This window comes from Spongiactinospora gelatinilytica (genome assembly GCF_003236385.1).
GTDB classification, from domain to species: domain Bacteria; phylum Actinomycetota; class Actinomycetes; order Streptosporangiales; family Streptosporangiaceae; genus Spongiactinospora; species Spongiactinospora gelatinilytica.
This window is the reverse complement of record NZ_POUA01000392.1, coordinates 1-7,051: the sequence shown is the minus strand read 5'-3', so window position 1 is coordinate 7,051 and position 7,051 is coordinate 1. Positions and strand designations below refer to the sequence as shown.

The 7,051-nt window shown below is 69.8% G+C and carries 7 protein-coding genes; 5 read left to right on the top strand and 2 right to left on the bottom strand.

The features are described 5' to 3' along the window. Positions 1-88 precede the first annotated feature (88 nt). Positions 89-1,084 carry an NAD(+) diphosphatase gene (nudC, locus tag C1I98_RS32680; protein ID WP_111171208.1) on the top strand — a complete coding sequence of 332 codons (996 nt, stop codon included), beginning with the start codon at positions 89-91 and terminating at the stop codon, positions 1,082-1,084. A gap of 21 nt (positions 1,085-1,105) precedes the next feature. Here nudC and C1I98_RS32675 read toward each other — a convergent pair whose 3' ends face one another. Continuing rightward, entirely contained in the window at positions 1,106-1,351 is a 246-nt protein-coding gene (locus C1I98_RS32675) for a mycoredoxin (protein WP_111171207.1), read from the bottom strand. Between the two features lie 95 nt (positions 1,352-1,446). Beyond that, on the bottom strand, positions 1,447-2,394 hold the full coding sequence (locus tag C1I98_RS32670; RefSeq protein ID WP_233508386.1) for an alpha/beta hydrolase: 948 nt from the start codon (positions 2,392-2,394) through the stop codon (positions 1,447-1,449). A 191-nt stretch (positions 2,395-2,585) separates the two neighbouring features. Between C1I98_RS32670 and C1I98_RS32665 the strand changes: the two genes are divergently transcribed. The 4 genes from C1I98_RS32665 (at position 2,586) to C1I98_RS32655 (ending at position 6,429) form a co-directional block, all read left to right on the top strand. Beyond that, positions 2,586-4,703, top strand: coding sequence for an ATP-dependent DNA helicase UvrD2 (locus C1I98_RS32665; protein WP_111171205.1), 2,118 nt, complete (start codon positions 2,586-2,588; stop codon positions 4,701-4,703). Between the two features lie 12 nt (positions 4,704-4,715). Further along, on the top strand, positions 4,716-5,588 hold the full coding sequence (locus tag C1I98_RS32660; RefSeq protein ID WP_111171204.1) for an acyl-CoA thioesterase: 873 nt from the start codon (positions 4,716-4,718) through the stop codon (positions 5,586-5,588). 132 nt (positions 5,589-5,720) lie between these two features. Further along, positions 5,721-6,032 carry a hypothetical protein gene (locus C1I98_RS40825; protein ID WP_146607777.1) on the top strand — a complete coding sequence of 104 codons (312 nt, stop codon included), beginning with the start codon at positions 5,721-5,723 and terminating at the stop codon, positions 6,030-6,032. Between the two features lie 127 nt (positions 6,033-6,159). Further along, positions 6,160-6,429 carry a WhiB family transcriptional regulator gene (locus C1I98_RS32655; protein ID WP_111171209.1) on the top strand — a complete coding sequence of 90 codons (270 nt, stop codon included), beginning with the start codon at positions 6,160-6,162 and terminating at the stop codon, positions 6,427-6,429. The last annotated feature ends 622 nt before the right edge of the window (positions 6,430-7,051 follow it).

The window sequence follows — 7,051 nt, the reverse complement described above, 5'->3', positions numbered from 1 at the left end:
GCCCCCCGGCGGGGCGTCCCCCCACTCCGCGATACAAGGGATCATTTTCTGCGAAGTAGGATGTCCACCGTAAAAGGGGTGGAAATACGTGGGGCATGTGGCCGAAGAACAACTCCTGGGACCGTTACTGCTCGCGCGCAGCGCCATCGACAGATCGGCGTTGCAGCGCGACGACGCCGAATGGCTGGACCGGGCCTGGGGTGACACCGCCACCCGCGTACTGATCATCGAAGGGGGACGCACGCTCGTCCGCCGTACCGGGGACGACACGGAGATCGTCTACTTCTCCCCGCACGAGAGCCCGCCGGGCGCGCGTTACCTGCTCGGCGTCGATTCGCGGCAGATCGCCTACTTCGCGGTGGCCGCGCCGCTGCCCGGGGTGGCGTCCCGCGGCGTCGATCACGCCGATGCCCGGCAGATCCGCACGCTGCCGCCGCTCGGCGCCGGCGACCTGGAGGACGGCCTGGCCGTGCCCGCGGGCCTGCGCCAGGTGGGCATGCTGCTCGGCGACCGCGACGCGGGCCTGATGGTCTACGCGGTGGCGCTGGAGGCGTGGCACGCGACCCACGAGTTCTGCCCGCGCTGTGGCGGCCGTACGGAGGTCAGGGCGGGCGGTCACGTACGCGTCTGCCCGGCCGACGGCAGTCAGCACTTCCCGCGCGTGGACCCGGCGGTGATCATGCTGGTCCACGACGAGGACGACCGCTGCCTGCTCGCCAGGGGGCCGCAGTGGCCCGAAGGGCGGTTCTCGGTGCTGGCGGGGTTCGTGGAGCCGGGGGAGTCGCTGGAGCACGCCGTGATCCGCGAGGTCGCGGAGGAGGTGGGCGTGCCGGTCAGCGGGCCTCGGTACCTGGGCAGCCAGCCGTGGCCGTTCCCGCGCAGCCTGATGCTCGGGTTCTTCGCGCGGGCCGTCGCGACCGAGATCACCCTCGATCCTCAGGAGATCGCCGAGGCGCGGTGGTACAGTCGCGCCCAGCTCGCCGCCGCGCTGCGTACCGGTGAGGTACGGCTGCCGCCCGAGGTCTCGATCGCGCGCCGCCTCATCGAGACCTGGTACGGCGAACGGCTCACCGGCGACTGGTGATGACCTTGAAGTCGGTGCCGGTCAGGCCGTGATGGCGGCCATCCGGGCCTTGACATCGATGACCGAGGGGTTGGTCATCGTCGTACCGTCCTCGAAGAGCACGGTAGGAACGGTCATATTGCCGTTGTTGACACTCATCACGAGCTCCGCGCCCTTCGGGTCGCGCTCGATGTCGATCTCTTGGTAACTGATCCCCTCACGCGTGAGCTGGCCCTTGAGCCGTCGGCAGGGACCGCACCAGCTCGTCGTGTAGACTGTGAGCGCCATTCCGGAGATTCCCTTCGTTTAGTGGAGCCTCGGGGGGTGGAAGATCGGCCGTCCATTGGCAACAAGCGGAGGGTCCTTCATCTTCCCGGATCATGTCATCTCGCGGACGGCCTGAGCACTCCGGCGATCCACGCGTACACCTGCTTGGAGACCGACGCGTCGCCGTACAGGGCCGAGGAGTGCCGGGCGCCGGGGATCACGCGGACCGTCATCGGCACGCCGACCTGCCGCAACTGCTCCTGAAGCAACTGGCTGTGCAGCGGCGGCACGAACTCCCCGCGCGAGTGGATCGCCAGCATGGGCGCGTCGCCGCGGCTCGCCTGCCACGGCACCTCCATGCTCGCCCAGATCTTCTCGCACAGGCCGTACGGCTGACAGCCCCCGGCCAACTGGATCGCCGCCTGCCGCAGCTTGCGCCCGTGGAGGCTGACGGCCTCGGCCGCGCCGTCCGCGAACGCGGTCAGCGGCGAGATCACCGGGGACATGCCGACGACGCCCTTCAGGCCCGTCTGGCCGTTCTTGTAGGTGCCCACCGCGGCGGCGATGTGCCCGCCCGCCGAGAAGCCGACGATGGCGTAGTTGGCCGCGTCGAAGGAGTAGCGGGCGGCGTACCGCTTGGCGGCGGCGATGGCGGCGAGGAGGTCGTCCCGCTGGGCGGGCCAGGTGGCCTGGCCGGACAGCCGGTAGTTGACGTTGAAGACGGTGTAACCCTGCGCCACGAAGCCCCGCGCGATGGCGGTCGTGGACCTTTTGTCCCCGGAGGACCACCAGCCGCCGTGAAGTACGAACACGCCGGGCCTGCGGCCCTGGCCGGGCAGCCAGGAGACGTCCATCCGCTGGCGGTGGTGCCTGCCGTACGCGACGGTCTTGGTCAGCGCGTCGGGGACCTCGGGGTACACCGTCGGCGTGTACGCGGGCGGGGCCGTCGGCTCCGCCTGCTCCTCCGACACCGGCGGGGGCGGCGGCACCGGACGGGACGCCTGCGCCGCGGCCGGCGCCAGGACGGTCGGGAACACTGCTGCGGCCAGAGCGAGCGCACCCACAGTCACTACGGTCCGCACAGATCTCATCCTTCCCTGGGCATGGTCGCCAACATTCTGGGGTAGATCCCTTGGTTTTCGCATCTTGCCTGCATTGCGGGTTATCCACAGGCGTGCCCGAAGCGGAGCGAGGTGCGGCCGGCGGCTGAAAGGATGGTCGCGGCAAACCTGTTCGACGCGCGTAAGGAGATCGCGTGGAGCCCTATGACGTTCTGGATGGCCTCGACCCCGAGCAGCGCGCGGTCGCCGAGGCCACGCGGGGTCCTGTGTGCGTCCTGGCGGGGGCCGGCACGGGCAAGACCCGCGCGATCACGCATCGCATCGCCTACGCCGTGCACAGCGGCGTGGTCGAGCCGCAGGCGGTCCTGGCGGTGACGTTCACCACCCGCGCGGCGGGGGAGCTGCGGCAGCGGCTGCGCGCGCTCGGCACGCCGGGCGTGCAGGCCCGCACCTTCCACGCCGCGGCGCTGCGCCAGCTCACCTACTTCTGGCCCAGGGTGATCGGCGGCGACCCGCCGTCCATCATCGAGTCCAAGCTGCCGGTGCTGATCGAGGCGTGCCGCCGGGTCAGGCGCAATCCCGACCGGGCGGAGCTGCGCGACATCGCCTCGGAGATCGAGTGGGCCAAGGTCACCCAGGTCGCCGCCGACGACTACGCGGCGGCGGCCAAGAAGGCCGGCCGCACCCCGCCGATCCCCGGCGAAGAGGTGGCGCGCCTCTATGAGGCTTACGAGCAGATCCGCCGCGAGCGGCACCTGGTCGACTTCGAGACGATCCTGGAGCTGACCGCGGCGGTGATGACCGAGCACCAGGAGGTCGCCGCCCAGATCCGGCAGCAGTACCGCTACTTCGTGGTCGACGAGTACCAAGACGTCAACCCGCTCCAGAAGTTGCTGCTGGACACCTGGCTCGGCGGGCGCGACGACCTGTGCGTGGTCGGCGACCCCAACCAGACGATCTACTCCTTCACCGGCGCCACCCCGCGTTACCTCACGGGCTTCACGGTCGAGCACCCCGGCGCGTCGGTGATCAAGCTGGTCCGTGACTACCGCTCGACACCGCAGGTGGTCGGGCTGGCCAACAAGGTGCTGGAGAAGGCCCGGTCACCGCACCGGCTGGAGCTGATCGCCCAGCGTCCCGAGGGGCCGGTGCCGGTGTTCGCCGAGTTCGACGACGAGCCCGCCGAGGCCGAAGGCGTGGCCAAGGCGGTCCGCAAGCTGATCGACTCCGGGGTGTCCGCGCGCGAGATCGCCGTGCTGTTCCGGATCAACGCCCAGTCCGAGGCGTATGAGCAGGCGTTCACCACCGCGGGCGTGCCCTACCTGGTGCGCGGCGCGGAGCGCTTCTTCGAGCGCCCCGAGGTGCGCGAGGCCGTCGTCCTGCTGCGCGGGGCCGCGCGCTCGGCCGCGGCCGACGACCCGCTCGCGCCGACCGTCCACCACATCCTGGGCGGCAAGGGGTTCACCCCGCAGCCGCCCGACGGCGGCCGGGCCCGTGAGCGCTGGGAGTCGCTGAAGGCCCTGGCCGAGCTGGCCGAGGACATGGCGGCCCGGGGCGCCGACCTGCCCGCGTTCGTGGCCGAGCTGGAGCGGCGGGCCGCCGAGCAGCACGCGCCGCCGATCGAAGGGGTGACGTTCGCCTCCCTGCACTCGGCCAAGGGCCTGGAGTGGGACGCGGTGTTCCTGGTCGGGCTCACCGACGGCATGATGCCGATCGTCTACGCCGAGACGCCCGACCAGGTTGAGGAGGAGCGCCGGCTGCTCTACGTCGGGGTGACCCGTGCCCGCGCCTATCTGCACCTGTCCTGGGCGCTGGCCCGCACGGCGGGCGGGCGCAAGAGCCGCCGCCCGTCCCGCTTTCTGGACGGGCTGACCGGCCGCCCCGTCGCCCCGCCCCGCACCGCCTCCTCCGGCCGCGACCGCCGTGCCGCGGCGGCCCCCGTGAGCTGCCGGATCTGCGCCAAGACTCTGGTCACCGGGGCGGAACAGAAGCTCGGCCGGTGCACCACCTGCCCGTCCGACTATGACGAGGCGCTGCTGGAGAAGCTGAAGACGTGGCGCAGCGCCACGGCCAAGGAGGCCAAGGTTCCCGCTTACGTGGTCTTCACGGACGTCACGTTGCAGGCCATCGCGGAGCGCGTCCCCACGTCCGAGGCCGATCTGCTGATGATCCCGGGTATTGGGCAGGTCAAACTGGACAGGTACGGTGAGATGGTTCTCGCGCTGTGTCGCGCGGCGGGCGGCGAGGCGGACGAACAGCACTCACACGGTGAGTACGGCGAGCATGTTGAGCTTTTCGAGCAGGATGGGTAGGGAAGCGGCGCGGTGAACGAGGCCCTCAAGGAGCTGCTCGACCTGCTCGACCTGGAACAGATCGAGCTCAACATCTTCCGCGGCCGCAGCCCCCGGGAGCGCATCCAGCGCGTGTTCGGCGGGCAGGTCGCCGCCCAGGCGCTGGTCGCGGCCGGCCGTACGGTCCCGCCCGAACGGCAGGTGCACTCGCTGCACGCCTACTTCATCAGGCCGGGCGACCCCTCGGTGCCGATCGTCTACGAGGTCGATCGCCAGCGCGACGGCCGGTCCTTCACCACCCGCCGGGTGGTGGCCATCCAGCACGGCAGGCCGATCTTCACCTTGTCGGCCTCCTTCCACCTCCACGAGGAGGGCATCGCCCACCAGGCGGCGCCGATGCCGGCCGTGCCCCGGCCGGAGGGCCTGCCGCCCGTCCTCGACCACCTGCGCGCGCAGTTCGGCGACGTCGACGAGCTGCGCGAGGGGCTGTCCGCGCCGCGCCCGGTCGACGCCCGCTACGTCACCCCGCTGACCTGGGAGGCGCACCGCGATCCCGCGCTGATCTCCTCCGAGACCCAGGTGTGGTTGCGCTACGACGCCGACCTGCCCGACGACCCGCTGCTGCACATCGTGCTCGCCGCCTACGCCTCCGACTACACGCTGGTCGACACGGTCCTGCTCGCGCACGGCCTCGCCTGGGGTGTGTCGCCCATCATGGGCGCCTCGCTCGACCACGCGATGTGGTTCCACCGGCCGTTCCGCGCCGACGAGTGGCTGCTGTACGCGCAGGAGTCGCCCTGGTCCGGCTCGGCCCGCGGCCTGGCCCGCGGACAGATGTTCACCGCCTCCGGTGATCTCGTGGTGTCGGTGGTACAGGAGTGCATGATCCGCCTGACCGACACGTAAAACTGCAGGTAGAAAATGTGTTGCCGGGTCGCGGTGCTGGGGTTTAGGGTCATGGACATGCGAGTCGGACGCTCCTGTCCGGCCGACTTCACCCGATAGTGAAGCAGATCTGAGAGCGGAGGTGAGTCCCCGGTGATTATCAACGAGACGCCATCGGTGTGGCTCGCGTCCGCACGCCGCTGCGATGTCGTGTTCCTCGGCGCCCCGATCACCGGGCTGCTCGCTGATGGGCCGGCAAGAGCGCGACGGCAGAATTCTGCCCACTTGGCCATGCCCGTCCGCAGTGGATTCAAGGGCGCCGCAATGGGCGGCTACCTGCCCACCGTCAAGGGCGCCCCGGTCTTCATGACCGTCCGTGAACAGCGGCAGACCAAGCACGACGACCCGTTCGCCAATGGTGGCCTGCGTGGTTCGCATCCCTGGAGAGATCCGGTCACGACCTGACCGGCTGAAGACCTCCAGGGCCGCGGATCCGCAGACAGGATCCGCGGCCTTAGTTATTTCCGCAGCCCGTCCACCTCAAGAGGTACAGCCCAAGAAGATCAACACGACTTTCAGAGAGGTGACCCTGATGCGGGCCAAGCCGATCATGGACCTGATCGACGAAGCCGACATCCCATGTCGTTCCGACCCCGACCTGTGGTTCGCCGAGTCCCCGGAGGACGTCGAGTTCGCCAAGGCGCTCTGCGGAGGCTGCCCCATCCAGAAGACCTGCCTGGCCCGCGCGCTCGAACGCGCCGAGCCCTGGGGCGTCTGGGGCGGCGAGCTGATCCTGCGCGGCACCATCGTCCCGCGCAAGCGGCCCCGCGGTCGCCCGCGCAAGACCCCGGTCGCAGCCTGACCCTTCCCGCGAGTTCATCATCACCACGAAAGGACCACCGAAATGAGCGGCTTCACCGGACGGAGCAACGAGATCCCCTCGATGTATGAAGATTTGGTGCGTGACCGAATACGGTCCCTCCACCAGGAGGCCGAGGAGCAACGCATGATCCGCCAGGTGATCCGCGTCCGCCGCGCCCGCCGCGACGCGGAACGCGCCTCCGCCCGCCTCCGCCACGCCCTGCTCCGCCTGGGCTGACCCAGGCACTCTCCATAACCAGCACCACCTACCACCGGCCGGGTGAGGTCCCACCTCACCCGGCCGCCGCGTCTCCGAACTCCTTCTCATCGGATATCCGACACCGGCATTCCTCGCCCATGCCGAAGCACTCCTCAAGCAAGCCCTTATACCCACCGCCCGGCCTTCTTCCCCGAGAGCCCCAATCGCCTCTATACGATTCTTCTCTTTCTTGCGCGGCACACTTTCCACCCACCGCCACACCGCTCCTCAGCATGCCCTTATGCCCGCCGTCCGGGCTTCTTCTCCGAGGACCCCAATCGCCTCTATACGATCCTTCTTCTTTTTGCGCGGCACACTTTCCACTCGCCGCCACGCCGCTCCTCACCATGTCCTGCCCCCGTCC

Bases quoted from the DNA above. Each gene is read 5' to 3' on its own strand.
- C1I98_RS32675 (WP_111171207.1), bottom strand. From the start codon at position 1,351: ATGGCGCTCACAGTCTACACGACGAGCTGGTGCGGTCCCTGCCGACGG.
- C1I98_RS32655 (WP_111171209.1), top strand. From the start codon at position 6,160: ATGCGGGCCAAGCCGATCATGGACCTGATCGACGAAGCCGACATCCCA.